Below are 24,822 nucleotides of genomic sequence, written 5' to 3'. Positions count from 1 at the left end.
CGCGGATTTCCGCGGGCCCCTTCGCGTTCCCGGGTCACGGCCGCGGGTGCACCGGTGAATAACGAATCCTCGTGATGTGGCGGCCCGGTGTTTACCGGAAGCATTGATGCCATGAGCGACAACGGGATCGGCCACACCGCCTCGTGATCCCGGCTCGCGGGTCCGGCGTCCTCCTGCCGGTCCCGGGTCGCGCTCCGGCATATCCCCGAAACTAGTTGCCTGGAAACTAGTGTTGTGGATACTATTGCTCCATCGAAAGGAGTCCGCAATGTCCACCGCCACCGCCCTCACACCGCCCGTCACGGCTGTATCCACTCCACTCGCCGCACCCGCCCGCCGGTGGCTGGGCCTGTCCGCGATCATCGGCGCGACTCTGATGAACATGCTCGACACCAATGTCGTGAACGTCGCGCTGCCGATGATCCGGCGCGATCTGGGCGGCAGCTACGCCACGATGCAGTGGATCGCCGCGGCCTACACGCTGGTGCTGGCGGTCGGGCTGCTGACCGGCGGACGGTTCGGCGACCTGTTCGGGCGCCGGCGGATGTTCCTCGGCGGCACAGTCGGATTCGTGCTCGCCTCGGTGGCCTGCTCGCTGGCCGCGTCGCCGGAGGCGCTGATCGGTGGGCGGGTCGCGCAGGCCGCGGCGGCCACCGTGATGGTGCCGCAGTGCCTGGGGATGATCCGGGATCTGTTCCCGGATACCGCGGATCAGCCCCGGGCATGGGCGGCGTTCGGCGCCACCCTCGGCGTCGCGAGCATTCTCGGGCCGATCGTCGCCGGGCTGCTCATCAAGGTGGATCTGCTCGGCACCGGCTGGCGGTCGATCTTCTGGATCAATGTGCCGCTCGGGCTCTTCGCCCTGATCGGGGGTATCGCGGCGCTGCCCCGGCGCGGCGGGGACCGCACCGGCGGGCTCGATCTGCTCGGTGTCGTCCTGGCCGGTTCGGGTGTCGGGCTGCTGATTTATCCGCTCAGGCAGGGTCGTGAGCACGGCTGGCCGGCCTGGAGCCTGATCATGCCGGTGATCGGTGTCGCGGTGCTCGGGATCTTCGTTGCGCAGCAGCGGTTCCGGACCGCCGCCGGCCGGACCCCGCTGGTGCGGCTGAGCGTGTTCGGCCGCCGGTCCTACAGTGCCGGAGTGCTTTTCGAGACGGTGTTCTTCATCGGCATCATCGGCTTCTCGCTCGGCCTGGGCCTGATGCTGCAGCTCGGCTTCGGTTACAGCCCGATCGGCGCGAGCATCGCTATGGCGGCCTGGGCCCTCGGCTCCTTCTTCGGTTCCGCGATCGGCGCGGAGGCCCCGAAGCTGGGCCGCAAGGTGCTGCACCTGGGCGTCGGAATCATGACCGCCGGATTGGCCGGCCTGTACGCGGTGCTGCACCTGGTCGGTACCGGCCTGAATGCCTGGGAGCTGGCGGGTCCGCTGCTGGTCGTCGGATTCGGTATGGGCATGGTGTTCGTCCCGATGTTCAGCATCATCATCGGCGAGATCGAGGACGACGAGGTCGGCTCGGCCTCGGGCCTGCTGGAATCGGTGCAGCAGCTGGCCGGCGCGCTCGGCGTCGCGGTGCTGGGCACCGTGTTCTTCAACCGCTTCACCCACCTCGGCGGCACCCCGCGCGGCAATGCCCTGATCGGCATGGAGCACGTCACGCTCGTCGGCCTCGGGCTCGGCGTCACGGCCTTCTGCCTGGCCTTCCTGCTCCCGCACGCGCCCCGCGAAACCCACTGATCCACGCCGCCAACATCATTCGACAGGCCCCGCCCGCGCGGGGCCTGTCGCCGTGACGGGCCGAGGTCCCTCGCGTCACCGTGCGGGTGTGGGTAGGCGGTCGAGGAAATCGGCGATGAGCCCGGCGATTTCGGAGACGTGGGTTTCCAGGGCGAAGTGCCCCGTATCGAACAGGTGGAGTTCGGCATCGGGGAGGTCGGCCAGGTAGGCGTGCGCGCCCGGGGCGGGGAAGAAGGGGTCGTTCGCGCCCCACGTGATGAGGGTGGGGGGAGTGTAGGTGCGGAGCCAGGACTGCCATTCGGGGTAGCGGGCCACGTTCGACTTGTAGTCGAAGGCCAGGGCGACCTGGGCTTCCTTGCGGCCGGGGAGATCGAGGTAGTGCTGGTCCAGGGTCCAGGCATCGGGGTCGAGCAGGGCCGGGTCGGAGACGCCGGTTTCGTATTGGCCGCGGGTGCCCTCGGGGGTGAGCAGGCCGCGGATGACCTCCTCGTCGCCCTCATGGTCGGGGCGCAGGGCCACGAAACCCTGTGCGGCCTCGGACAAACCGGCTTCGTAGGCATTGCCGTTCTGGACGATGAGACCGGTGATCCACTCCGGATGCCGGGTGGCCAGGCGCAGGCCGATGGGCGCTCCGAAGTCGAAGATGTACATGGCGAAGCTGGTCAGGCCCAGCCGCTGGACGAAACCCTCGGTGATGTCGGCCAGGCGGTCGAAGCTGTAGTCGAAATCCGCGGGGGCGACGGTGTTTCCGAAACCGGGATAGTCGGGAGCGATGAGGCGGTAGCGGTCGCCCAGGGCGTCGATGAGGCGGCGGAACTGGTGGGACGCGGTGGGAAAACCGTGCAGTAGCAACAGGACCGGGGCGTCCGCGCGGGCGGGCGCCGACTCCCGGTAGAAGACCTCGACGCCATCGACCTCGAGGCGGCCGTGCCGGACGGTGGAGAGCGGGTGCAGGACCTGGGGGAGTGCGCTCACGGCTTCACATGCTTTCTGTCGGCGATGTTGCATTAGTTCTACGCCGATTCCGGCTAATGTGTCAACGGCTCGAGGTAGCATTAGCGACGTGGCTGATCTCGAACCGTTGATCGGTGAACCCCTCGCACTGGACCTGGTGAACACCCGGCCCGCCGGAGCCGACCTGCTGGAAACCCCTGAGCAGCTGGCGGATTGGCTGCGCCTGGAGGCCGATCGCCTACCCGAGCCGCCGCCGCAGCGCCTCACCGGGGCCGACTTGGCCGCCGTCCACGCGGTACGCGACCACACCGCCGCGGCGCTGGACGCGATGCTGCACGGCCACCGCCCGCCGGCTGCCGCACTGCGCGGCCTCGCCGAGGCGCAGTCGGCCGCACCCGCCATTCGCCGCCTGGACTGGAACGGCGATGCCGTCACCGAAACCGTGGCGCGTCTCGGCGATCCGGGCGCCCGGCTGGCCGCGCACCTGGCCGATGCCGCCGCGACCCTGCTCACCGATCCGGCCGTCGATCGCCTGCGGCAGTGCGGTGCGGAGGACTGCGTCATGCTCTTCCTGCCCGCGCATCCGCGCCGCCAGTGGTGCTCGCCCGAGCGGTGCGGCAACCGCGTCCGGGTCGCCCGCTACTACCAGCGCCACCGCGCCACCGACTGATTCACCGAATTCCCCGCCGGTTCACCCGAATTTCCCGGGCGGGGGCCGATGATTTTCGCGTGGCCCCCGAGTCCTACCTTCCGGGTGCCGCCGCACCTGCCCGAAAACGATCGAGGAGGAACCCATGCCCGCGCTGAACCCGTACCTGCTCTTCAATGGCAATGCCGAAGAGGCCATCACTTTCTACCAGTCCGTCTTCGGCGGCGAGGCGACCATCGTCCGCTTCCGCGACATGGGTGAGACCCCGCCGGAGATGCCCGAGGACGTGCTGAACCGGGTCGCCAATGCCCAGCTGCCGCTGAGCGAGACCAATATCCTCATGGTCTCCGACTGCCCGCCCGGCAGCGAGATCGACAACTCCAAGCCGGGTTTCACCGTGCAGGTCGAGGTCGAGTCGGCCGCCGAGGCCGAGCGGCTGTTCAACGAGCTCGCACCGGGCGGATCCGTGTCCATGCCGCTGGGCCAGGTGCAGTGGGCCGAGGCGTTCGCCATGGTCACCGACAAGTTCTCGGTGCCGTGGATGATCAACTACACCGGCAGCGCGCAGATGTGATTCACTCCGGCCCGCCGGGCCGGTCCTTCGCGAAGCGGTCGGCCGCGAGTTCGCGAAAACGCCTGGCGGCCAGCGGCAGATAGGCGTCCGTGCGCCAAACGAGGTGCAGGGTGCGGCGGCAGTAGACGTCGTCGAGATGCAGCCAGGCCACCGCCGGGCCGGAGTAATCGCGCGCCATGGCCGGGAGCAGGCCGATGCCGAAGCCGGTGGCGATCAGGCCACGGATCGCGGAGGGCTCGTCGCCCTCGCAGACGATCGTGGGGCGCAGCCCGGCGCGGGCGAAGACGCGATCCAGCACAGTGCGTTGCCAGTAGTCGGGTGAGGTCGTGATGAAGGGTTCGGTCGCCAGCTCGGCGACCGTGACCCGACCCCGGTCGGCGAGCCGGTGGCTGGGCGAAACGGCCAGCAGCACTTCCTCGTCCAGCAATTCCTGCCCGGCCAGGCCGGGTGCGTCCGGCGTCAGCGACACCACCCCGAGATCGAGGTCGCCGGCCGCCAGCCGGGCCGACACCTGCGCGGCGGTGCCCGAGAACAGCTGAACGCGCACACCGGGATACGCCTGCAGGAAGTCCGCGATCACGTTCTGGACGACGCGTAGATTCTCCGCCCCGATCGTGATCGCACCCCGCTCCAGCCCGGCCAGATCGTCGAGCTCCCGGCGGGCACCGTCGAGTTCGTCCAGGGCGCGATCCACCCGCGCGAGGAAGGCCGCGCCGAAGCGGTTCAGCCGCAGCCGTCGTCCCTGCCGGTCGAAAAGCGGTACGCCCAGCTCGTTTTCGAGCCGGGTGATGGTCCGGCTCAGCGAGGGCTGGGCCACCCGGAGTTCCTCCGCCACCCGGGTGATGTTCTCGGTGCGGGCCACCATCCGGAAATAGCGCAGCTGCAGCAGATCCACGCTTATAACTCTAGAGGCATTGGCGTATAGCACTTTTGGTCGTGGAAGCTATGACCGGGCGGTCCTACCGTTCGACTATGACCGCACTGCACGTTCCCGCCCGTCCCGAAGCTCCCACGGCCGCAGCCAATCCCTGGATCACGCTGGTGGCCGTCACCGGCGGTCAGTTCCTGGCCGTCCTGTCCACCACCGTCATGAGCGTGGCGCTGCCGACCATCGGCCGTGACCTGCACGCGGACGCTACCGCCACCGAGTGGATCGTCAATGCCTACGTCCTGGTCTATGCCAGCCTGCTGATGCTCAGCGGCGGACTCGGCGACCGGTTCGGCCGCAAGGGCGTCTTCCTCCTGGGCATGCTGACCTTCGCACTCGGCGCGCTGATCGCGGGCCTGGCACCGAATATCCCGATGCTGTTGGCGGGCCGCGTGATTCAGGGCGTCGGCCCCGCCCTGCTGGTGCCCACCAGCCTCGCCGTCGTCCGCGCCGCCTTCCCGGACGAACGCGAGCGCGCGGTCGCGATCGGGGCCTGGTCGACCTCGTCCGGCCTGGCGCTGGCGGTGGGGCCGATTCTGGGCGGTGTCGTCGTGACGGGATTGGGCTGGCGCTGGGTGCTGCTGCTGAACGTGCCGCTGGTCGCCGTGTTCGCGACGGTCGCCGCGCTGGTCGTGCCGCGCCTGCCCCGCACACCGGCCACCGGCCGGTTCGACTGGCAGGGCGCGCTGCTGACCACGACGGCCATCGCCGCGCTCTCGTTCGGATTGATCGAGGGCCGCGGTCAGGGCTGGGCCTCCGCGCCGATCCTGGCCGCGTTCGGGCTGGCCGCCGTCGCCGCGGTGGTGTTCGTGCGCTGGGAGCGGCGGCACGCCGATCCGCTGGTGGATCTCACGCTGTTCGGCCACCGCGGCTTCGCCGCCGCGAACCTGGCCGGTGCGGTGGCGTTCTTCGCCTTCGTCGGGCTGATCGTGTACCTCAGCGCGTATTTCCAGCAGGTGCAAGGACATTCGGCGGTCCGGGCCGGGCTCGATGTATGCGCCATCGGGGTCGCGTTCGCACTGGCGACACCACTGTCCGGACGACTGGTCGGCCGCTTCGGCCCCCGGATTCCCATGGTGACCGGACTGACCCTCGGTGGTCTGGCCGTCGCGGGCCTGCTGACCGTGCAGCGCGACACCGGCATCGGCTCGATCTGGTGGATGCTGGCGGTGGGCGGCTTCGGCATCGGGCTGTGCCTGACCCCGATGACCGCGACCGTACTGGCCGCCGTGCATCCGCACCGCGCGGGCATGGCCTCCTCGGTGCACAATGCGCTGCGGCAGCTGGGTCAGGTGCTCGGGGTCGCGGTGCTGGGCGCGCTGGCCTATTCGGGACCGGCCCTGAGCGTGACCGGCCTGCACCACGCCTTCGCGGTGGCGGGCGGCAGTCTGCTGGTCATGGCCGTGATCGCCGCCATGGCGCTGCGGACCCCGGGCGTCACGCTTCCGTAATCCTTCGAGCCGTTCCACGAGCCGACCCGCGCAGTAGGGTCGGTTTCGTGGCGGATCGCGGATTACGGACGGCCGGCGGAATTGTCGCCGGCGGCGTCACCCTGGGTGTGGCGGAGCTGGTGTCCGTGCTGGTCAGCCCCGACAGCACGCCCTTGCAGGCGGTCGGAGCGTGGATCGTCGACCACACGCCGGACGGGTTCCGGGAGTGGATCATCGGCCTGGTCGGCACCAATGACAAAGTGCTGCTGTTCGTGTGCATGGGTGTGGTCGCGGTGGTGCTGGCCGCGGTCGCCGGGATCGTGGAGCGGGAGCGGCGGCCGCTCGGGTCGATCCTGTTCGCGATCTTCGGGCTGCTGTCCACCATCGCCGCGCTCGGTCGCCCCAATGCGACCTGGACCTGGGCCTTCCCTTCCATTCTCGGCATGGTCGCCGGAATCCTGGTGTTGCGCAGCCTGATCGGCCGGGTCACCCGGTTCGGAGAATTCGCCGCGACCGCCGCGGATGCGGAAACCGCCGAGCCGCAGCGGCTTTCGCCCGCCGAGCTGGCGGTGGAGCGGCGGCTGGTGGTGCGCGGGATGGTGATCACGGGCGTGGCCGCGGCGGTCGGCGGTATCGCGGGACGGATCATCGGTCTGCGGTCGCGGGATGTGTCGGCCGAGCGCGCGGATGTGCAGCTGCCGACGCCCACCGGCGCGGAGCCGTCGATCGAGCCGGGCGCGGATCTGCAGATTCCGGGCCTGACGCCGTATCTCACCTCGAACGCCGACTTCTATCGCATCGACACCGCACTCACCGTGCCGCAGGTCAGCAAGGACGACTGGTCACTGCGCATCCACGGCATGGTCGATCGCGAGATCCATTTGAGCTACGCCGATCTCGCCGCCAAGACCCCCATCGAACGGCTGGTCACGCTGGCCTGCGTGTCCAATCCGGTCGGCGGCGATCTGATCGGCAATGCCCGCTGGCTCGGCTATCGGCTCGACGAGCTGATCACCGCCGCCGGACCGCACCCCGACGCCGACATGGTGCTCTCGCACAGCATCGACGGCTTCACCGCGGGCAGCCCGCTCGCCGTGCTGATGGACGGCCGCGACGCCATGCTGGCCGTCGGTATGAACGGCGAACCGCTGCCCACCGCGCACGGCTATCCCGCGCGGCTGGTGGTGCCCGGGCTGTACGGCTACGTGTCGGCCACCAAATGGGTGACCGAGCTGGAGATCACCAGATTCGATCGCGCCGAGGCGTTCTGGACCAAGCGCGGCTGGTCGGCCAAGGGCCCGATCAAGACCGAATGCCGTATCGACACCCCCCGAGGCCGCGGCACCATCGCCCCGGGCAAGGTCACCATCGCGGGCGTGGCATGGGCGCAGCATCGCGGCATTCGCGGCGTGGAAGTCCGTATCGATCAAGGGGATTGGCGGCCCGCCCGGCTGGCGGTGGCCCCGTCCATCGACACCTGGGTGCAGTGGGCCTACGACTGGGACGCCACCGGCAGCACCGGCGTGCACACGGTATGGGCGCGTGCGACCGACGGCACCGGGGAGACCCAGACCGACAGGGAACAGGACGTCGTGCCCGACGGCGCGACCGGATATCCCTCGCTCACCGTGCGAATCGGCTGAGGGCACAGCGGAATCCAGCGAGCCTGCCGCTCCGACCGCACGGACAGCGCTGCCCGCCGGGAAGGCCCCGGCGGACAGCGCTTTTCGAATGTCAGCGGATCAGTGCACCCCGATATCGGCCTTCGCCATATCGTCGCGCTCATCGCCCTCCGCCTTGCCGTGCCCGATGAACAGCGCCGAGGCGGCGACGCCGATCAACAGGATCAGGGCGGGCAGGTAGATGGACTGGCTCAGCGCGGTGCTGAGCTTCTCCAGGATGGGACCTCGGACCTCGGCCGGCAGGCTGCTCAGGCTCTTGCCGCCGCCCTCGCCGATCGGGCCGCTGGGCAGGCCCTGCGCCGAGATGCGAGCCGAGAGCAGTGCGCTGATCGTGGCCGAACCGAGCACCGAACCGATCTGACGGGTGGTGTTGTAGACGCCCGCGCCCGCACCGGCCTGCTGCACCGGCAGGTTGTGGGTGGCGGTGGTGGCCAGCGGCGCCCAGATGCAGGCATTGGCGATACCGGAGATACCGCCGACGATCATGAACAGCGGGATCGAGCCGTCCGGCTTCATCAGGACGCCGAACCCGAACAGGGTCGCCGCGAAGAGCGCGAAACCGATGGTCGGAATGACGCGCGGCGCGACCTTGTCCGAGATCTTGCCGATGATCGGCGCGAACACACCGGTCAGAATCGCCATGGGCGCGAACACCAGTGCCGAGCGCGTCGGCGTCATGTCGTGTACCTGCTGCAGATAGAAGTAGGCGGGCACGAACACACTGGTCACCGCCGCGCCCATGGCCGCGATGGCCAGGTTGGACAGCGCGAAGTTGCGGTCCTTGAACAGGCTCAGCGGCACCAGCGGCTCACCGGTATTGCGAGCCTGGTTGACGATGAACAGCGCGAGCACCGCCACGCCGGCGATGATCATGGCCCAGATCCAGGCGTCCCAGTGGTGGCTGTTGCCCTCCTGGATGCCGAACACCAGCAGGAACATGCCGACGCCCGAGAGCACCACGCCGACCAGGTCGAACTTGTGGTCGTTGGTGGGCAGCGACGGCACCAGCCAGAAGGCCAGGGCGAAGGCGATGATGCCGATCGGCACGTTCACGTAGAAGATCCACTGCCAGCCCTGCCAGTCCACCAGCACGCCGCCCAGGATCGGGCCGACCAGGGTGGCCAGACCGGCCACGCCGCCCCACAGGCCCATGGCCGCGCCGCGCTTGTCCGGCGGGAAGGTGCGGGTGATGACCGCCATGGTCTGCGGCGTCATGAGCGCCGCGCCCAGGCCCTGCACGGCGCGGGCCGCGATCAGCATGTTGATGCTCGTCGACTCGGCACACCACAGCGAGGCCAGGGTGAACACGGCCAGGCCGCCGAGATAGATGTTCTTGGGGCCGAAGCGATCTCCGAGCCGGCCGGTGACCAGCAGCGGCACCGCGTAGGCCAGCAGGTAGGCGGAGGTGACCCAGATGACCTGGGAGACATCGGCCTGCAGGTCTTTCATGATCGCCGGATTGGCCACCGCGACGATGGTCATGTCCAGCAGGATCATGAAGAACCCGACGACCAGCGCGTATAGCGCCAGCCACGGATTGCGTTGAGTGGACACGGATTCGGGTTCCTATCTCGGGGTGTGGTTCGTGATGTCGATGCGTTCGCCGGACTCGTCGAAGGTCTCCCATTCGATGTCGCCGCTCTCGATCTCGGCGATGAATCCACGCAGCCATTCGACTTCGGCGGTGTTCTGCGCGCGTATATAGTCCACGCGGGCCCAGTACCGCCGCGGCACGTCGGAGGCGGCCGCCAGGTCGTGGATCGTCTCGAGCTCGGCGAGCCGGGCGTCGATCGAGGCGACGCGTTCGCGGAGGGCATCGATGACCTCGTCCAGGGGTAAATTGTGCGCTTCGGCCAATCCGGTCACGAAGACCGGATACTCCCGGGCCGGCTCGCGCAGCAGGTCCCGGATTCGGGTGCGCAGCGCCTCGCGCCCGGCGGTGCGAATGCGGTAGGTGGTTCGTTCCGGCCGGTTGCCGGCCCGATCGGTGCTCTCGGCGGCCAGTAGTTCCTGGTCGGCCAGCCGGGCCACGGCGTGGTAGAGCGAGCCCGGTTTGATCTTCACGAACTCGTCCTCGTGTCGGCTCAAGAGCAGTTGATACATCTCGTACGGGTGCATCGGACGTTCCTCCAGCAGCGCGAGGACCAGCATCGCCAAGGGCGTGAGTGCCGGTGTCGACTGCTTCCGGGTCACCTGGACCTCCATTCCCGGTGACGCTATCGCGGGTCACCGACATCCTCCGTACCAAATATTCCACGTGGAATATACGATGCGGAACAAGGCCGAGGCAACCCTTGCCGCTCGCCTACCGCACTCCCGCAACGGAAAAGCCGCCCGCCGGATCGAAAGATCCAGCGGGCGGCTTCGTTTCACCGCGATCCGGCCGAATTATGCGGTCGGGGAGAACGCCTCGTCGATGATCTCCTGCTGCTCCACCGCGTGCACCTTGGACGAACCCGAGGACGGGGCCGACATGGCGCGGCGCGAGATGCGGCGCAGCTTGCCGAAGCGGGCGGGCAGGATCTCCGGCAGGTTCAGGCCGAAGAACGGCCACGCGCCCTGGTTGGCCGGCTCCTCCTGGACCCACGCCAGATCGCCGGCGTTGGGGTACTGCTCCAGCGCCTCGTTCAGACGGAACTTCGGAATCGGGTACAGCTGCTCGACGCGCACGATGGCCACGTCGTCGCGGTTGTGCTTCTTCTTCTCGGCCACCAGCTCGTAGTAGATCTTGCCGGAGGTGAGCAGCACGCGCTTGACCTTGGCGCGGTCGCCGTCGCCCGACTCGTAGGTGGGCTCCTCGAGCACGGTGCGGAACTTGTTGTCCGTGAAGTCCTCGACCTCGGAGATCACGGCCTTGTTGCGCAGCATGGACTTCGGGGTGAAGACCACCAGCGGGCGGCGGATGCCGTCCAGGGCGTGGCGGCGCAGCAGGTGGAAGTAGTTCGACGGGGTGGACGGAACCGCCACCGTCATCGAACCCTCGGCACACAGCTGCAGGAAGCGCTCGATACGACCCGAGGTGTGGTCCGGGCCCTGGCCCTCGTGACCGTGCGGCAGCAGCAGCACGACCTCGGAGAGCTGACCCCACTTGGCCTCGCCGGAGGAGATGAACTCGTCGATGATGGACTGCGCGCCGTTGACGAAGTCACCGAACTGCGCCTCCCACAGGACGAGTGCGTCCGGGTTGCCCAGCGAGTAGCCGTACTCGAAACCGACAGCGGCGTACTCGGACAGCGCCGAGTCGTGCACCGCGAACCAGCCCGGGTTCTTCGACCCGATATTGTGCAGCGGGGTGTACTCGTCACCGTTCTTGCGGTCGATGATCACCGAATGCCGCTGCGAGAAGGTGCCGCGGCGGGAGTCCTGACCGGTCAGGCGGACGGCCTTGCCCTCGTCGATGAGCGTGCCGAAGGCCAGCAGCTCGGCCATGGCCCAGTCGACCTTGCCCTCGTAGGCCATCTCGCGGCGCTTCTCCAGCACCGGCTTGACGCGCGGGTGCACGCTGAAGCCCTCGGGCACGTTCACGAACGCGTCGCCGATGCGCTGCAGCACCGTCTTGTCCACGGAGGTCACCAGGTTCGGCGGCAGCTGCTGCTCGTCCTCGACCGACTCCGACGGCTCCGGCGGGAACTTCTCCAGCTCGCGCACCTCGTTGAAGATCCGCTCCAGCTGACCCTGGTAGTCACGCAGGGCGTCTTCGGCTTCCTTCATGGAGATGTCGCCACGGCCGATCAGGCTCTCGGTGTACGCCTTGCGGACCGAGCGCTTGGTGTCGATCACGTCGTACATGCCCGGCTGGGTCATCGACGGGTCGTCGCCCTCGTTGTGGCCGCGGCGGCGGTAGCAGATCATGTCGATCACGACGTCGCGCTTGAACTTCTGCTTGTAGTCGACGGCCAGCTTGGCCACCCACACACAGGCTTCCGGGTCGTCGCCGTTCACGTGGAAGATCGGGGCGCCGATGAACTTCGCGATGTCGGTGGAGTATTCGGTGGAGCGCGAGTACTCCGGCGCGGTGGTGAAGCCGATCTGGTTGTTCACCACGATGTGCACGGTGCCACCGGTGCGGTAGCCGCGCAGACCCGACAGGTTCAGGGTCTCGGCCACCACGCCCTGGCCGGCGAAGGCCGCGTCACCGTGCAGCATCAGCGGCACGACCGAGAACGACCGCGCCTCTTCACCCTTGGTGACGATGTCTTCCTTGGTGAGCAGGTCCTGCTTGGCGCGGACCAGACCCTCCAGCACCGGGTCGACGGCCTCGAGGTGGGAGGGGTTGGCGGTCAGCGAGACCTCGATCTCGTTGTCGCCGAACATCTGCAGGTAGGTGCCGCGCGCGCCGAGGTGGTACTTCACGTCGCCGGAGCCGTGGGTGGCGGCCGGGTTCATGTTGCCCTCGAACTCGGTGAAGATCTTCGAGTAGGGCTTGCCGACGATATTGGCCAGCACGTTCAGGCGGCCGCGGTGCGGCATACCGATGATGACCTCGTCGAGGGCGTACTCGGCGCACTGGTCGATGACGGCGTCCATCATCGGGATGACCGACTCGGCGCCTTCCAGCGAGAAGCGCTTCTGGCCCACGTACTTGGTCTGCAGGAAGGTCTCGAACGCCTCGGCCGCATTGAGCCGGGACATGATGTACTTCTGCTCGGCCACAGTGGGTTTCGCGTGCTTCTGCTCCACGCGTTCCTGAATCCACTTGAGCTGCTCGGGATCCAGGATGTGGGTGTACTCCACACCCACGTGGCGGGCGTAGGCGTCGCGCAGGATGGACAGCACGTCGCGCAGCTTCATGCGCTCCTGGCCGTGGAAGCCCGCGACATTGAATTCGCGGTCCAGGTCCCACAGGGTCAGGCCGTGCTGGGTGACATCCAGGTCAGGGTGCGAGCGGAACTTGTCCTTCACCAGCCGCAGCGGGTCGGTGTCGGCCATCAGGTGGCCGCGGCTGCGGTACGCGTTGATCATCTCCTGCACGCGGGTCGACTTGTCGATGCCGCGTTCCTGAATGTCCTTGCGCCAGCGCACCGGCTCGTAGGGGACACCCATGCCGTGGAAGATCTCGTCGTAGAACTCGTCCGAGATCAGCAGGTTGTGGACGGTCCGCAGGAAGTCGCCGGACTCCGCGCCCTGGATGATGCGGTGGTCGTAGGTGGAGGTCAGCGTCATCAGCTTGCCGATACCCATTTCGGCGAGCTGCTGGTCGCTCATGCCCTGGAACTCGGCCGGGTACTCCATGGCGCCCGCGCCGATGATCGCGCCCTGGCCCAGCATGAGGCGCGGCACCGAGTGGTTGGTGCCGATGGTGCCGGGGTTGGTCAGCGAGATGGTGACACCGGCGAAGTCGTCGTTGGTCAGCTTGCCGTCACGGGCGCGGCGCACGACGTCCTCGTACGCGCTGTGGAACTGCGCGAAGGTCATGCCCTCGGCGTTCTTGATGGCCGCGACCGCCAGCGCACGGCTGCCGTCCTTGCCCGGAAGGTCGATGGCCAGACCGAGATTGGTGTGCGCGGGGGTGACCGCGTTCGGCTTCCCGTCGACCTCGGCGAAGTGCCGGTTCATGTTCGGGAAGGCCTTGATGCCCTGCACGATCGCGTAACCCAGCAGGTGGGTGAAGGAGATCTTGCCACCGCGGGTACGGGCCAGGTGGTTGTTGATGACCAGGCGGTTGTCGATCATCAGCTTGGCCGGGATGGCACGCACCGAGGTCGCGGTGGGGATGGCCAGCGACGCCGACATGTTCTTGACGACGGCCGCGGCGGGACCGCGCAGCACCTTGGTCTCGTCCTCGGCGGTGGGCTTGGGGCCGCCCGAGGTCGGGGCCGCGTTGGAGCTGGGGGCGGGAGTGGTCTGGGGGGTGCGCACCTGGGCGGGGGCCGGAGCCGGGGCGGGGGCGGCCGGGGCGGGGGTGGCGACGGGGGTGGAATTCACGGCGGGGGCGCTCTGGGCGGGTCCGGGGGCAGTAGGCACTGCGGCGGGTGCCGGAGCGACGGCGGCGGCCGCCTGGCTGTTGTTACCAATCTCGGCAGTGTTCTCCGGCGTGTAGTCCGCCAGGAACTCGTGCCAGCTCTCATCGACGGACGAGGGGTCTTGCTTGTACTTCTGGTACATCTCGTCGACAAGCCACTGGTTCTGTCCGAACTGGTCTGTTGAGCTGCTCACAGCAGGTGTTCGCCTCATTTCGTTCTTCGCGCTGCGACGTTTGTGACGTGCCCGGCACGGGTAATCGGCGGATGCGCGCCGATGCGCCCCCACTGAGGATATGCCCACCCCTGTTCGCCGTCGGGCATGGCTACCACCGAGCGGACACATTCTCTGATGACGACTCGTCCTCGCCCGAGAATATTCCTTCCGTCGCCTGCGCCGCAGCCCACAAACGCGAGTACGGGCCCTGTGCCGCGAGGAGTTCGTCGTGGCCGCCGATTTCGCTGATCCGGCCGTGCTGCACGACGGCGATCCGATCGGCCTGGGCGGCGGTCGCCAGCCGGTGCGCGACGATGACCGAGGTGCGGCCGCGCGTCACCGATTCGTTCGCGACCAGCACCGATGCCTCGGCGGCCGGATCCAGCACGGCCGTGGCCTCGTCGAGCAACAGCAGATCGGGGCGGACCAGTTCGGCGCGGGCCAGGGCGATGAGCTGCCGCTGACCGGCGGAGAGCCCGCGTCCGCGTTCGCCGACCGGCTGCCGCATGCCCTGGGGCAGGGCAGTGATGGCGTCCAGCGCCCCGACCGCGGCGGCGGCCGCCTCGATTTCCCCGGGACTCGCAAAAGGTTTGCCAAATGCAATGTTGCTGGCGATGTCGCCGGTGAACAGGTGAGCTTCCTGAGGGACCACGCCGAGCCGCGAGCGGAACTCGGCGAGCCGATAGTCGCGAATATCCACGCCGTCCACGCGAATTGCGCCGGTGCCGTCCGGATCATGGCCACTGTCATGCATATCCGCTATGGAGAACGGCGTAACACTGCGGGAAAGTTCGTGATTCCCGTCACCCGTTGTCCGGGCTGTGTGGTCACCCGGTGTCCGGGGCATGTCATAGAGCCGGGCAAGCAGCTTCACGATGGTCGACTTGCCCGCGCCGGTCTCGCCGACCAGTGCCAGGCTGCCGCCCGCCGGGATGGTCAGGCTGACGCCCTCGAGCGCGGGCCGCACCGCGCCCGGGTACTGGAAGCGGACATTGTCGAAGACGACCTCCCCGCGCAGCCGCCCGTCGATGGGCGCCGCGTCCGCGGGGTCCGGCGCGATGGATGACCGGGTCCGCAGCAGTTCCCCGATGCGCCGCAACCCGACTCGTGCCTGCTGATACCCGTCGAACAGTTGCGACAGCTGCATGATCGGCCCGAACAGCAGCTGCAGATAGAGCACGAACGCCACCAGCGTGCCCGGCGTGGTGGACCCGTGCGCGACCGCCCACGCCCCGGTGAAGACCACCGACGCCAGCGCCAGATCCGCCCACATGCCGACGAAGGCGAAGAAGGTGGCGATGGCCCGCTGGGCCAGCATCCGGCTGACCCGGAAATTGTCGGAGTACCCGGCGAACCGGCGTGCGGAGATGGCCTCGTGCCGATTGGCCTGCACCACCCGCAGACCCGCGACATTCTCGGCGAAGTCGGCGTTCACGGTGGCCGAATGTTCGCGCGCGGCACTGTAGGCGGAATCGGAGACCTTGCGGAACCACCAGGTGGCCAGGAGCAGCGGCGGCAGCGTCACGAACACGACCAGCGCCAGCTGGAAGTCGATCACCAGCAGTGCCACCGCGATGCCGGCCACCGTCAGCAGCGCGACGAGCGCGTCCGGCAGTCCGGTCTGCATGAAGGTGGACAGGGCGTCGATGTCGGTCGTCATCCGGGTCATGATGCGGCCGGACAGTTCTCGCTCGTAGAAGTCGAGCCCGAGCCGCTGCAGGTGGGCATAGCTGCGGACCCGCAGCCCGAAGAGCACGCGCTCCCCGGCCCGGTTGCTCCACAGCAGTGAGGTCGAGGCGACCAGCCAGCCGAGCCCGACCAGCACGGCCCCGATCACGGTGGCCCGCACCAGCGCCCAGCCGTCGTGCTTGCCGACGCCCGAGTCCACCGCGTACCGCACCACGGACGGGAAGCCCACGCCGACCACCGCGTTCAGCGCGAGCAGCACCATGGTGCCGGCGACCAGCCACTTCACCAGCCGCAGCGCATGACTCAGCCGGAAGCCCGGGTCGGGCTCGCGCAGCTCGGCCGCGTCCAGCCCCGGCCGCTCGGTGGCCGGCGGCAGCTTCCCCAGCACCCGCCGCACTTCCGCCGGCGTGTCCCGATCGACCGAATGCCGGCTTCCGGCAGCCGTTTCCGCGGTCACGTCCCGCGCGTCCGCAATCACCGATACCTGCTCATCGCCGGATTCCGGTGCGGGCAGCCGGATCACGCGGTCGGCGTGGGCGAGGGTGGATTCGCGGTGGGCCAGGATGAGGGTGGTGCGTCCGGAATCGGCGGGGAGGGAGGCGAAGATGGCGGCCTCGGTGACGGCGTCCACCGCGGAGGTGGCGTCGTCGAGGACCAGGATGCGCGGGTCGGCGAGCAGGGCGCGGGCCAGCGCGATGCGCTGCCGCTGACCGCCGGAGAGGGTCAGGCCGCGTTCGCCGACCACGGTCTCGTAGCCATCGGGCAGGGCGTTGATGAAGTCGTCGGCTGCGGCCTGTTTGGCGGCGGCCTGGATCTCCGCCTCGGTGGACTCGGGCCGGCCGAGGGCGATATTGGCGGCAATGGTGTCCGAGAGCAGGAAGGCCTCGTCGAAGACCACGCCGACCGCCGAGCGCAGGTCGGCGGCGCGCAGGTCGGCGATGTCGGCGCGGGAGTCCTTGCCGTACAGGGTGATCCGGCCGGAGCCGGGGGAGTAGAAGCGGGGCAGCAGCAGGCTCAGGGTGGATTTGCCCGAGCCCGCCGGGCCGATGACGGCCACCGTCTCGCCGGGTGCGATGTTCAGTGTGAAGTCGCGCAGTACGGGTCGGCCGGGCTCGAAACCGAAGGTGAGATCGTCGATTTCGATGCCGAGCGGTCCCTCGGGCACCGCCACCGGGTGCTCCGGATCGATGCGTTCGGGCGCGCTGTCGATGACCTGATTCACGCGTTCGGCCGCCGCGCGCGTCAGCTGCGCCATGACCACCACATACGACACGATCCGGGTGGAGTTGGTCATCGTCGACACATAGGCGACGAAGGCCAGGAAGGTTCCGAGTCCGATGCTGCCGTGGAAGGCGAGCAGCCCGCCCGCCGCGATCACCGCGACCAGACCGGCCTGCGGAATCGATCCCAGGGTGGGGCTGAAGCGAGCATCGATCTGGGCGGCGCGCATGCGCTCGGCGTACAGCGTGCGGCCGTGCTGTTCGAGCACGTCGACCATGCGGGCCTCCTGCCCGAAGCCCTTCACCACGCGCACACCGGTGACGGTCTCCTCGACATGCTGGGCCAGGTCGGCGGCGCGCTGCTGCGCGGACCAGGTGGCCGCGTACAGCCGCGGCCGCACCCGGTAGACCACCAGCGCCAGCACCGGCACCACCAGCAGCGCGGCCAGGGCCAGCGGCGGCGAGAGCCACAGCATGACGCCCGCGGCCAGCACGAATTGCAGTGCCGCCACCGCGGACCAGGGACCCATCGCCAGCAGGCCCTGCACCAGGGTCAGGTCACTGATCGAGCGCGAGATGACCTGCCCGGTGCGCAGCCCGTCCTGTCCGGGCCCGTCCAGCCGTTGCAGCGCGGACAGCAGATCCACGCGCAGTTCGTGCTGGACGTCGAGGGCGAGCCGCCCGGCGAGCATGCGCCGCCCGAAGGAGGCGAGGAAGCGGCCGACCGCGAGCACGCCCAGCGCCACGGCCATGGCCGCGATGATGCCGGTGTTCCCGGCGGTCGCGCCGTCGAGGGCGCGCTTGGCCAGCAGCGGCCCGGTCACCTCCACGACCGCGCCGAGCACGATGGCCAGCCCCAGCCCGGACAGCATCCACGGGTGCCCGGCGCACCGTTCCCACAACCTGCGCAGCCAGCCGCGCACCCTGTTCACATCCTTCGAAGTCATCCCGGAGAACAACTGTCTCCCCACCCCCACTTTGTTCCCGTCGTCGTGCCGCCCTGTCCAGTGTGCCGGGACGGTGGCTTGTGCGGCGCGGCGCGCCGTGGTCGGCTGGACCGTCACGGTCCTTCGAAACGGAGTCGCCCCCATGCCGATTCAGCGTCTCAATCACGCCGTCCTGTTCGTCTCCGACGTGGAGCGCTCGGTCGCCTTCTACAGCGAGGTGCTGGGCTTTCGCCGGCTGCCCGGCGGATTTCCGGGCGGGGCGTTCCTGCAGGCGGCCGGGTCGGCCAACGACCACGACCTCGGTCTGTTCCAGTCGCCGGACCCGTCGGTCCCGCACCGCACCGGCCGGGTCGGCCTCTATCACCTGGCCTGGGAGGTGGACACGCTGAGCGAACTGCAGCGGGTGCGCGACGCCCTGGTCGCGGCGGGCGCGCTCACCGGGGCTTCCGACCACGCCTCCACCAAGGCCCTCTACGCCGCCGACCCCGACGGCATCGAATTCGAGGTCTGCTGGCTGGTTCCCGACTCCGCGGTGGAAGTGGAGCTGGCCGCCATGACCGCGCCGAGCCTCCCGCTGGACCTGCCGGGCCTCATCGCGAGGTACGGCGCGGACACTCCCGGCGGCCCGCGCACCGATCACGAGGTGTGGCGGCGGTTGTTCTCCGGCCGCGCCTGATCAGAGGTCGCGGCGGGTGAGCATCCACCAGGCCGCCGCACCCGCCGCGGCGCTCCACAGCACCAGCAGCGCCATGGCGGCCGGGGTCGGCGCGATGAGCGCGCTCTTGGCGTAACGGCCGCCACTGATCGCCCCGACCGTCGAGGACACCGGCAGGACGGCCGCCAGCCCGCCGAATCCGATGGCGCGTGCGGTGATCCAGATCAGCGGCTCCAGCACGGCCCAGCCCAGCACGGCGGCCAGCGCCCGGGTGGGTGAGCGCAACACGACACCGATCGCGGTGCCGATCACCGCCCAGCACACCGCCGCCAGCGCCACCCCGATCAGTACGCCGAAGAAACCGCCGTCCAGGGGCACCCGGGAGCCGCCGGCCAGCCGCATGGCGGCCCCGCCCAGCACCTCCATCAGCAGCACGGTGCCGAGCGAGAACGCCCCCGCCACCGCGAGTTTCGCGCCGAGCAGGAGGGTGCGGTCGGGGGTGTACAGCGAGCTCATCGCCAGCGATCCGGACTGGAATTCGGTGCCGGCACCCAGCGCCCCGAAGGTGGCCGCCGCCGCGACCGTGAGCACCAGCACCCAGGTGGTCAGCAGCGCCGCCCAGCCGGATCCGGAGCTGAAGCCCTGCGCATGCTCGTCGCCGGGCTGGAATCCGGTGCCCAGCGCCACGAACGCGATCACGCCCGCCACGATGACCCCGCCGCCGATCAGCCAGTTCGACCGCACCGAAGTCACCTTCCGCACTTCGGAATTCGCGGCCCGGACCACCACCGGCGGCACAGTGAGGATCATCGAATGTCCTTTCGCGGGAGGTCGTCGGCCCGGCGGCGGACCGTGTTCCCATGGCGGATAGCGTTGTGGCGCAACGACTTCACCGATACGTCCGGTAGGCGGCCGGGCCCGGGTACGTGGGGGACGGGGGCCCGCTGTGGGTGAGGGCGGCCAGGACCTGGTCGGGATGAATGTGTTCGGGGGTGATCTCGGTGAGCTGGACGCGAGCCGTGGAAGCGGCCGATTCCAGCTGCGAGAGCGAGGCTTCCGCGATGGCGAGGCGGCCGTCGGGCCGCATGACCGCGTCGGTGAAACCCTGCGCGGCCAGGGTGGTGGCCAGCGCGATCGGGCTGGAGGCCTTCACCAGCAGCCGGTCCGGGTGGCTGCGGCGCAGCCGGGCCGGGCTGCCCTGGTAGGCGATGCGGCCGCGGTCCAGCACCAGGAGCTCGTCGGCGATGGGCAGCACGGTGCTGAGTATGCGGGAGGTGAGCAGCACGGTGCCGCCGCGGCGGGCGTGGCCGCGCAGATAGTCGTTGAGCCAGGCGGTCTCCCCGATATCGAGCCCGGCGGCCGGATCGTCGAGTACCAGCAGCGGCGGATCGCCGAGCAGCGCGACGGCCAGCGCCAGCCGGGTCCGCATGCCCTCCGGCAGGCCGCCGATGCGCTGGTCGGCGGCATCGGTGAGCCGCACCAGCGCCAGCAGTTCCTCCGCCCGGGCATCGGAAACGCCTGCGGCTGAGGCGTAGACGCGCAGCTGGGCGAACACCCGGCGGGCCGGGTGCAGGCCGCGCGGATTCAGCATGGCCCCCACCACCTGGCGTCCGGCCCGCACGCCGGAGCCGGGTCCGCCCACGCTCGCGGTTCCGGAGGTGGGGGTGAGCAGTCCGAGCAGCATGCGCAGCACCGTGGATTTGCCCGCGCCGTTGGGGCCCACCAGGGCGGCCACCTTGCCGGCGGGCACCACGAAGCTCACGTCCTCGACCGCGGTGACGCTCTCGAAGGTCTTGGTCAGGCCTCCGGCGGCGAAGGCGAGCGGCCGCGCGCTCACGGCTGCCGGGTCCGGGTCGGCGCCTCCACCGCGGGCAGCGGATCGGCGTCGATGACCAGGGGCTGGGGCCAGGTCAGCGGCGGCGCGCCGAACGCCCTGCGGGCATTGTCGACCACGCCGCGCCCGATCGCCCGGTTGCCGAATCCGCCGATGGCCGCGCCGATTCCGGCCGGAATCACCTTGCCGACCATGAGCGCGCCGCGTTTGGCGATGAACTGGATCATGAACCGTTTGAGCAGCGAATCGTTCATGGCGCTCAGGCCGGGGATCTTGCCCGCCAGCAGCCCGCCCCAGTTCGCGGCCGAGTGCCCGACGCTCTTCTGCACGATCTCCATGCCGCTCTCGCCGAGCACCACGGCCAGCACCAGGGCGCGGCGGCGCTCCTTGTCCTCGGGCGCGACTCCGTGCACGGCCGCCACCGCCAGGGTGAACACCGCGGACGCCTCCAGGAAGAAAGCGGTCTCCGCGCTCATGGCCGCCAGCGACGCCACCGTCCCGACGCCCGGCACCGCCGCGGTCGCGCCGACCGCCGTGCCGGAGGTGGTCACGGTATTGAGGTAGAGCTTCTCGATGCGGGCGATGATCTGCCCGGGAGTCTCACCCGGATGCGCATCCCGCAGCTTGCCCACGTATTTCGTGACAGCCGGGGCCTGTACCTGGGACCCGTTGTCGAGCAGCGAGACGACCGCCTTTTCGAGCCCGGTCTTGAACATCGACGACAACCCCTTCTTCGTGCGGTCCTCCAGACCGAAACTCTATGGCACCTCGACAACGATTCGCGAGATAGACCGGTTCCGGAAGGGGCCCACGCGGGAGACCATCGGCCTAGGGTGGACGGCGTGGCAGGCGTGTCCGAAGGCGCGTCGGGAGTGCCCGACCCGCGATTACGCGCGTACGTCCTCGGGTACGAGGGCTATCTGCTGCACGGCTTCGCGCCGGGTACGCATGTCGGGATGCCCGCGGCGGCGCTGACCGTGATCATCACCATCGACGAGCCCATCCACGTGCCGGTGTCCTCGCATCCGGAGCAGGCGGGCGGTCACTGGGACATGCTGGCCAGCGGGCTCACGGTGCGGCCGGCGGTGATCGCGCACAACGGGTTCCAGCACGGGGTACAGCTGAACCTCACGCCGCTGGGCTGCCGGGCGCTGTTCGGGATGCCCGCGGCGGCGTTCGGGTCGTGGATCGTGGATCTGGCCGACGTGCTCGGGCCGCGCGCGACGGAGCTGCGGGAGCGGCTGTCGTCGGTGCGCTCGTGGCCGCGGCGCTTCGCCGTCATCGATGAAATCCTGCTGCGCCAGGTGGATCCGGTGCACTGGGATGCCGAGCTGACCCACGCCTGGACGCTGCTGTCGGGCCCCGACCCGGCGGTGCGGGTGGCCGCCGTGGCCGACGAGATCGGCTGGAGCCGAAGACATCTCGGCAGCCGCTTCAGTGCCGAATTCGGCATCACCCCCAAGGACGCCGCCCGGGTGGCGCGCTTCGAACGCTCGCACCGCCTGCTGCGGGACTCGATCCTGCCCCCGCTCGCCGAGGTGGCGGCCGCCGCCGGGTACTACGACCAGGCGCACATGGCCCGCGAATGGCGAGAACTCGCGGGCATGCCGCCGTCGGTGTGGCGGGAACGCGAGGAGTTCCCATTCGTCCAAGACCAGCAGGCCGCCGAGGTCGGAGGCTAGTCCCATGAGCGAAACGACAACTCCCATCGAGACCGGCACCGTCGTCTGGCCGACCCTGGTCTACCGCGACGCCCCGGCCGCCATCGCATTCCTGGAGCGTGCCTTCGGCTTCGAGACCACCGCCCGCTACGACGAGGGCGACACCGTCGCGCACGCCGAACTCGCCTGGCCGGGCGGCGGCGCCATCATGCTCGGCGGCGTCCGCGAGGGCATGGCGCTGAACTGCCAGCCGCCCGGCGTCGGCTCGGTGTACATCGCCGTCGACGACGCGGACGCCCTGTACGCCCGGGCGCAGGCCGCGGGCGCCACCATCACCCGCGAGCTGCGCGATGAAACCGATTACGAGTCACGGGGTTTCACCTGCCGCGACCCCGAAGGCGTCTACTGGAGCTTCGGCACCTACCGGGGTGCGGCCGGCGAGTAGCCGGGTCGGGCCGGGGCGTGTCCTGCGGGCACGCGCTCGGCCTCGACCGGCGGGGGCGGCGGGGTACCGTCGCCGAAGGGCCTGCCGCCCAAGGCTTCCCGGCCGTGCGGGGTCAGCCAGTTGCCGAGCTCGGGCCCCTTGGGCACCACCCGGGTCGGGTTGATGTCGGTGTGCACGATGTAGTAGTGCTGCTTGATCTGCACGAAGTCGATCGTGTCGCCGAACCCTGGGGTCTGGTAGAGGTCGCGGGCGTAGGCCCACAGCACCGGCATCTCGGTGAGTTTCTGCCGATTGCACTTGAAGTGGCCGTGATAGACCGGATCGAACCGGGCCAGGGTCGTGAACAGCCGGACGTCTGCCTCGGTGATGGTGTCGCCCACCAGGTACCGCTGGGTCGCCAGTCGCTCGGACAGCCAGTCGAGCGCGGTGAAGAGCCGGTCGTAGGCGGCGTCGTAGGCGTCCTGCCCGCCCGCGAACCCGCACCGGTACACGCCGTTGTTGACCTCGGTGTAGACGCGGCGGTTCACCGAATCTATCTCCGCGCGAAGGTCTTCCGGATACAGCCGCGGCGCGCCGGGCCGGTGGTACTGCGCCCACTCGGTGGAGAAGTCGAGGGTCATCTGCGCGTAGTCGTTGGTGACGACCGCGCCGGTGCGCTCGTCCACGATGGCGGGCACGGTGATGCCGCGCGGATAGTCGGGGAACCGCTTGAAGTAGGCGTCCTGCAGGAAGTGGATGCCCAGCACCGGATCCACTTCGCCCGGATCCAGATCGAAGGTCCAGCTGCGCTTGTCGTGGGTGGGCCCGCACAGTCCCAGCGACAGCACCGATTCCAGTCCGAGCAGCCGCCGCACGATGAGCGTGCGATTGGCCCACGGACAAGCCCGCGCCGCCACCAGCCGATACCGGCCGGGCTCGACCGGATACCCGTCCCGGCCGTCGGCGGTGATCCGTGTCTCGATGTAGTTCGTATCGCGCTTGAATTCGCCCGGTTCGACGTAGGTCCCCGGCTCGGATTTCGAGGTCGTCACATGATCAGGTTAGTTGTCTCGGCGAAATTTCCCGTCCGCTCTGTCGCAAAAGTAAGCGTCCGCATACATTCAGGGTCATGACTGACTCGAAGCCCACCCGCCTGGAGCGCATCGTCACCGACGGCGGCGCGGACGCGGCGATCCTCACCATCGACAATCCGCCGCTGAACCTCTTCGACAAGGCCCTGATGGACACGCTGGCCGCGGATATCGACGAGCTGTCGGCGAATCCGCCCCGCGCGCTGCTGATCCGCGCCGACGGCAAGCTGGTCTCCGGCGGCGTCGACGTGCACGTCTTCGACGGCCTGTCGGAGGCGGAGGGCGCGCAGCTGTGGCGGACCCTGTTCGCGCGCATCATCCACCCGCTGGAGGCGCTGCCCTGCCCGGTCATCTTCGCCGCGCACTCGCTGACCCTGACCGCGGCCTTCGAGATGTCGCTGGCCTGCGACATCATCCTGGCCGCGCCCAAGGCCAAGTTCGGCCTGGTGGAGACCGTGGTCGGCCTGACCCCGTCGATGGGCGGCCCGCAGCGGCTGGCCGAGCGCGCCGGTTCCGGCCGCGCCCGCGAGTTCGTCATGACCGGTGACACCTACTCCGCCGCCACCATGGCCGAGTGGGGTGTGGTCAATGCGGTGCACGAGGATGTCGACACCGCGGCCCGGGCGCTGCTGGCCCGGCTCGCCGAGGGCCCGACCCGCGCGCACGCCGCCACCAAGGCGATCATCGAGGCCTGGCGCTCCGGTGGTGTGGCGCACGCGGATTCGGTGACTCCGGAGGTGTCCGGGCAACTTTTCGGCACCGCGGATCTGCGGGGCGCGGTGCGCAGCTTCCTCGAGGTCGGCCCCGGAAAGGCCACGTACACGGGCCAGTAGGCGCCGATCGGCCGGGCCGCGGCCGCGCTTCTGCTCGAAGAACAACACGATCGACTGTGTGCGTCCGTGCGTGTCGGCTGCCGCCCGGGCGTGTCAAGCCCGTTACCTGCAGTGGTATGGGATCGGGGTGGCACGAGACCGCCCGGCGGGGAATCCCGGTGCGACTGTTGCGAAGACACCGCAAATTCGATGTTTCCGCACGCCCGATCGGGGGAATGTGGGGTTGATCGGGCGGCGATCTGTTTCCGTGGTGTGAAAGCCTGACATCCGTTTGCCGACAATCCGCCCATCGATGTGATCTGCATCATATAGTCACTCTTGCCTGCAGGGCTTCGAGGT

Annotated in this window: 19 protein-coding genes; 9 read left to right on the top strand and 10 right to left on the bottom strand. The window is 69.3% G+C overall.

Going from position 1 to position 24,822, the window contains the following annotated elements; genetic code table 11:
* Positions 1 to 268 precede the first annotated feature (268 nt).
* On the top strand, positions 269 to 1,735 hold the full coding sequence (locus ACFXHE_RS04630; protein WP_379379743.1) for an MFS transporter: 1,467 nt from the start codon (positions 269 to 271) through the stop codon (positions 1,733 to 1,735).
* A gap of 75 nt (positions 1,736 to 1,810) precedes the next feature.
* Here the strand turns inward: ACFXHE_RS04630 and ACFXHE_RS04625 are convergent, their stop codons facing one another.
* Positions 1,811 to 2,710: an alpha/beta fold hydrolase gene (locus ACFXHE_RS04625; RefSeq protein WP_379379741.1), complete on the bottom strand. Its 900-nt coding sequence runs from the start codon at positions 2,708 to 2,710 to the stop codon at positions 1,811 to 1,813.
* A gap of 88 nt (positions 2,711 to 2,798) precedes the next feature.
* Between ACFXHE_RS04625 and ACFXHE_RS04620 the strand changes: the two genes are divergently transcribed.
* Positions 2,799 to 3,359, top strand: a complete 561-nt coding sequence (locus ACFXHE_RS04620) for a CGNR zinc finger domain-containing protein (protein ID WP_379379739.1) — start codon at positions 2,799 to 2,801, stop codon at positions 3,357 to 3,359.
* A 124-nt stretch (positions 3,360 to 3,483) separates the two neighbouring features.
* The gene (locus ACFXHE_RS04615; RefSeq protein WP_379379737.1) at positions 3,484 to 3,912 is read left to right on the top strand and encodes a VOC family protein; all 429 of its coding nucleotides are present in this window, start codon (positions 3,484 to 3,486) and stop codon (positions 3,910 to 3,912) included.
* 1 nt (position 3,913) lies between these two features.
* On the opposite strand, the gene ACFXHE_RS04610 is transcribed toward ACFXHE_RS04615, so the two are convergent.
* On the bottom strand, positions 3,914 to 4,807 hold the full coding sequence (locus ACFXHE_RS04610; RefSeq protein WP_379379735.1) for a LysR family transcriptional regulator: 894 nt from the start codon (positions 4,805 to 4,807) through the stop codon (positions 3,914 to 3,916).
* A gap of 77 nt (positions 4,808 to 4,884) precedes the next feature.
* Between ACFXHE_RS04610 and ACFXHE_RS04605 the strand changes: the two genes are divergently transcribed.
* The gene (locus ACFXHE_RS04605; RefSeq protein WP_379379733.1) at positions 4,885 to 6,291 is read left to right on the top strand and encodes an MFS transporter; all 1,407 of its coding nucleotides are present in this window, start codon (positions 4,885 to 4,887) and stop codon (positions 6,289 to 6,291) included.
* 47 nt (positions 6,292 to 6,338) lie between these two features.
* Positions 6,339 to 7,913 (top strand): molybdopterin-dependent oxidoreductase, encoded by a 1,575-nt coding sequence (locus tag ACFXHE_RS04600; RefSeq protein WP_379379731.1) that lies wholly within the window; start codon positions 6,339 to 6,341, stop codon positions 7,911 to 7,913.
* A gap of 99 nt (positions 7,914 to 8,012) precedes the next feature.
* On the opposite strand, the gene ACFXHE_RS04595 is transcribed toward ACFXHE_RS04600, so the two are convergent.
* The 4 genes from ACFXHE_RS04595 to ACFXHE_RS04580 all read right to left on the bottom strand — a co-directional run bounded on the left by ACFXHE_RS04595 (position 8,013) and on the right by ACFXHE_RS04580 (position 17,985).
* On the bottom strand, positions 8,013 to 9,506 hold the full coding sequence (locus ACFXHE_RS04595) for a DHA2 family efflux MFS transporter permease subunit (RefSeq protein WP_379379729.1): 1,494 nt from the start codon (positions 9,504 to 9,506) through the stop codon (positions 8,013 to 8,015).
* Positions 9,507 to 9,518: 12 nt separating this feature from the next.
* Positions 9,519 to 10,145, bottom strand: coding sequence for a PadR family transcriptional regulator (locus tag ACFXHE_RS04590; RefSeq protein WP_379379727.1), 627 nt, complete (start codon positions 10,143 to 10,145; stop codon positions 9,519 to 9,521).
* A 195-nt stretch (positions 10,146 to 10,340) separates the two neighbouring features.
* Positions 10,341 to 14,126: a multifunctional oxoglutarate decarboxylase/oxoglutarate dehydrogenase thiamine pyrophosphate-binding subunit/dihydrolipoyllysine-residue succinyltransferase subunit gene (locus ACFXHE_RS04585; protein WP_379379725.1), complete on the bottom strand. Its 3,786-nt coding sequence runs from the start codon at positions 14,124 to 14,126 to the stop codon at positions 10,341 to 10,343.
* A gap of 112 nt (positions 14,127 to 14,238) precedes the next feature.
* Positions 14,239 to 17,985, bottom strand: coding sequence for an ABC transporter ATP-binding protein (locus ACFXHE_RS04580; protein WP_379379723.1), 3,747 nt, complete (start codon positions 17,983 to 17,985; stop codon positions 14,239 to 14,241).
* Positions 17,986 to 18,127: 142 nt separating this feature from the next.
* Between ACFXHE_RS04580 and ACFXHE_RS04575 the strand changes: the two genes are divergently transcribed.
* Positions 18,128 to 18,661 (top strand): VOC family protein, encoded by a 534-nt coding sequence (locus tag ACFXHE_RS04575; RefSeq protein ID WP_379379721.1) that lies wholly within the window; start codon positions 18,128 to 18,130, stop codon positions 18,659 to 18,661.
* Here ACFXHE_RS04575 and ACFXHE_RS04570 read toward each other — a convergent pair whose 3' ends face one another.
* The 3 genes from ACFXHE_RS04570 to ACFXHE_RS04560 form a co-directional block, all read right to left on the bottom strand.
* Complete coding sequence (locus ACFXHE_RS04570; RefSeq protein WP_379379719.1) at positions 18,662 to 19,450, bottom strand: ABC transporter permease; 789 nt, start codon at positions 19,448 to 19,450, stop codon at positions 18,662 to 18,664.
* A gap of 79 nt (positions 19,451 to 19,529) precedes the next feature.
* Positions 19,530 to 20,477 carry an ABC transporter ATP-binding protein gene (locus ACFXHE_RS04565; RefSeq protein ID WP_379379717.1) on the bottom strand — a complete coding sequence of 316 codons (948 nt, stop codon included), beginning with the start codon at positions 20,475 to 20,477 and terminating at the stop codon, positions 19,530 to 19,532.
* The gene (locus tag ACFXHE_RS04560) at positions 20,474 to 21,190 is read right to left on the bottom strand and encodes a hypothetical protein (RefSeq protein ID WP_379379715.1); all 717 of its coding nucleotides are present in this window, start codon (positions 21,188 to 21,190) and stop codon (positions 20,474 to 20,476) included. The genes ACFXHE_RS04565 and ACFXHE_RS04560 overlap by 4 nt, the downstream gene beginning before the upstream one ends.
* A 126-nt stretch (positions 21,191 to 21,316) precedes the next feature.
* On the opposite strand from ACFXHE_RS04560, the gene ACFXHE_RS04555 reads away from it, so the two are divergent.
* Together ACFXHE_RS04555 and ACFXHE_RS04550 are read left to right on the top strand one after the other, a co-directional pair.
* Entirely contained in the window at positions 21,317 to 22,156 is an 840-nt protein-coding gene (locus tag ACFXHE_RS04555) for a helix-turn-helix domain-containing protein (RefSeq protein ID WP_379379713.1), read from the top strand.
* A gap of 4 nt (positions 22,157 to 22,160) precedes the next feature.
* Entirely contained in the window at positions 22,161 to 22,580 is a 420-nt protein-coding gene (locus ACFXHE_RS04550; RefSeq protein ID WP_379379711.1) for a VOC family protein, read from the top strand.
* Here the strand turns inward: ACFXHE_RS04550 and ACFXHE_RS04545 are convergent.
* Complete coding sequence (locus ACFXHE_RS04545; protein WP_379379709.1) at positions 22,556 to 23,611, bottom strand: glutathione S-transferase family protein; 1,056 nt, start codon at positions 23,609 to 23,611, stop codon at positions 22,556 to 22,558. The two genes, ACFXHE_RS04550 and ACFXHE_RS04545, sit on opposite strands and share 25 nt — an antisense overlap.
* Positions 23,612 to 23,688: 77 nt before the next feature.
* Here ACFXHE_RS04545 and ACFXHE_RS04540 point away from each other — a divergent pair, with 77 nt between their 5' ends.
* On the top strand, positions 23,689 to 24,483 hold the full coding sequence (locus ACFXHE_RS04540) for an enoyl-CoA hydratase/isomerase family protein (protein ID WP_379379707.1): 795 nt from the start codon (positions 23,689 to 23,691) through the stop codon (positions 24,481 to 24,483).
* Positions 24,484 to 24,822 lie beyond the last annotated feature (339 nt).

Source organism: Nocardia sp. NPDC059229, from assembly GCF_042754165.1.
Classification (GTDB): domain Bacteria; phylum Actinomycetota; class Actinomycetes; order Mycobacteriales; family Mycobacteriaceae; genus Nocardia.
Note: the sequence above shows the minus strand (reverse complement) of the source record. Positions and strands in the feature narration are given on the sequence as shown.